Source organism: Neisseria sp. P0021.S005 (assembly GCF_051956955.1).
Window position 1 is genome coordinate 1 of record NZ_JBQCWY010000590.1, and the last position, 1907, is coordinate 1907.

Here is a 1907-nt window from a genome sequence, read left to right on the forward strand (position 1 = left end):
GCAGGCTTCCGTGTCGAATTGGATTTGCGTAACGAAAAAATCGGTTACAAAATCCGTGACAACAGCCAATACCGTTTCCCTTATCAAATCGTTGTCGGCGATAAAGAGAAACAAGAAAACAAAGTTGCGGTACGCCGCAAAGCAGAAGACTTGGGTTCTTTGAATGTCGATGATTTTATTGCGCAATTGCAGCAAGAAATCACTGACGCCCTCGTCAATCATTAATTTTTATAGGAGTATTCATCATCGCTCAAGAACGCGAAGCACGAATCAATGGTGAAATTACCGCCAAAGAAGTGCGATTAATCAGTGAGTCAGGCGATCAGCTTGGTGTCGTTTCAGTTCGTGAAGCTCTGGCTATGGCCGAAGAGCAAGATGTCGATTTGGTAGAAATTTCCCCGACTGCCAAACCGCCCGTATGCAAACTGATGGATTACGGTAAATACAAATACCAACAAGCCAAGAAGCGCGACGAAGCCAAGAAAAACCAAAAGCAGGTACAAATCAAGGAAATTAAATTCCGTCCGGGTACTGATGAAGGCGACTATCAAATCAAGATGCGCAACATCAACCGCTTCCTTGCCGATGGTGACAAAGTCAAAGTGACATTGCGTTTCCGCGGTCGTGAGATGGCCCACCAACAATTGGGCGCCCAACTGCTTGAACGCGTAAAAGAAGAGTTGGCTGAAGTGGCACAAATCGAGTCCTTCCCTAAAATGGAAGGCCGCCAAATGGTGATGATGATTGCGCCTAAGAAGAAATAAAGCTATAATGCAAGGCTTATTTCGATTGCCGCTCGGAATAAGGTTTAATTAGCGGCAAAAACCGTGGTATTTTGGGTTCCAAGTGTTTGAAATTTTATTTCAAAACCCCTTATACCTTATCTAATAACGAATGGAGTTTTCCAATGCCTAAAATGAAAACCAAGTCTAGCGCGAAAAAACGCTTTAAAGTACTGGGTAACGGTGGTGTAAAACGCGGTCATGCGTTCAAAAGTCACATCCTGACCAAAAAAACCACTAAAACTAAACGTCAATTGCGCGGCACCGCTATGGTGGATTCACGCGATTTGGCTTCTGTTGCTAAAATGTTGCCCTACGCTTAAGGAGTTTAGAATATGCCACGCGTAAAACGCGGTGTTACCGCTCGTGCTCGTCACCAAAAAGTCTTCGCGTTAGCCAAAGGCTACCGCGGTCGTCGTAAAAACGTTTACCGTGTTGCCAAACAAGCGGTAATGAAAGCCGGTCAATACGCATACCGTGACCGTCGCCAACGCAAACGTCAATTCCGTCAACTGTGGATCGTTCGTATCAACGCAGGTGCCCGTGAAAATGGTCTGTCTTACAGCAAATTCATGAACGGCCTGAAACGCGCTGCTATCGAAATCGACCGCAAAGTATTGGCTGATTTGGCTGTATTCGACAAAGCTGCATTTGCACAATTGGTTGAAAAAGCTAAAGCTGCTTTGGCTGCTTAATTCGATAAGATTATTTAAAAAGGAAGCGTATGCTTCCTTTTTTCTTTTCTTAAAGAAATCCTATGTAGTTGATTTTCTTTCTTTAAACTCTATTTTTTTATACTAATTTGCGATAAAATAGGCCTCTCTTATCAAACGGATTGGCCGCAGTAAGACAAAAGGCCGTCTGAACGGGTTTGCAATCAAATCCAACAGACGGCTTTGTTGTTTCAGACGGCCTGCCATCAACAAACAGACGATAAACCACCATGGAAAATGTAAACCGTATCGTTGCAGAAGGTATTGCCGCTATTGAAGCCGCGCAAGACTTCAATGCCTTAGAACAAATTAAAGCACGCTATCTTGGTAAAACCGGCGAATTGACCGGACTTTTGAAAACTTTGGGTCAAATGTCTCCTGAAGAGCGTAAAACCATAGGCGCGCACATCAA

Annotated in this window: 4 protein-coding genes and 1 pseudogene; all 5 read left to right on the forward strand. The window is 44.0% G+C overall.

The window, feature by feature from the left end:
* A partial coding sequence (locus ACTHUE_RS17235; RefSeq protein WP_440424053.1) for a His/Gly/Thr/Pro-type tRNA ligase C-terminal domain-containing protein occupies positions 1-225 on the forward strand: 225 nt, incomplete at its 5' end.
* A gap of 17 nt (positions 226-242) precedes the next feature.
* Positions 243-764 (forward strand): translation initiation factor IF-3, encoded by a 522-nt coding sequence (gene infC, locus ACTHUE_RS17240; protein WP_079453677.1) that lies wholly within the window; start codon positions 243-245, stop codon positions 762-764.
* Positions 765-907: 143 nt separating this feature from the next.
* Positions 908-1105: a 50S ribosomal protein L35 gene (gene rpmI / locus ACTHUE_RS17245; RefSeq protein WP_003675505.1), complete on the forward strand. Its 198-nt coding sequence runs from the start codon at positions 908-910 to the stop codon at positions 1103-1105.
* Positions 1106-1117: 12 nt separating this feature from the next.
* Positions 1118-1477 carry a 50S ribosomal protein L20 gene (rplT, locus tag ACTHUE_RS17250; RefSeq protein ID WP_003675502.1) on the forward strand — a complete coding sequence of 120 codons (360 nt, stop codon included), beginning with the start codon at positions 1118-1120 and terminating at the stop codon, positions 1475-1477.
* 248 nt (positions 1478-1725) lie between these two features.
* Positions 1726-1907: pseudogene (locus ACTHUE_RS17255) on the forward strand (phenylalanine--tRNA ligase subunit alpha); the annotation flags it as partial.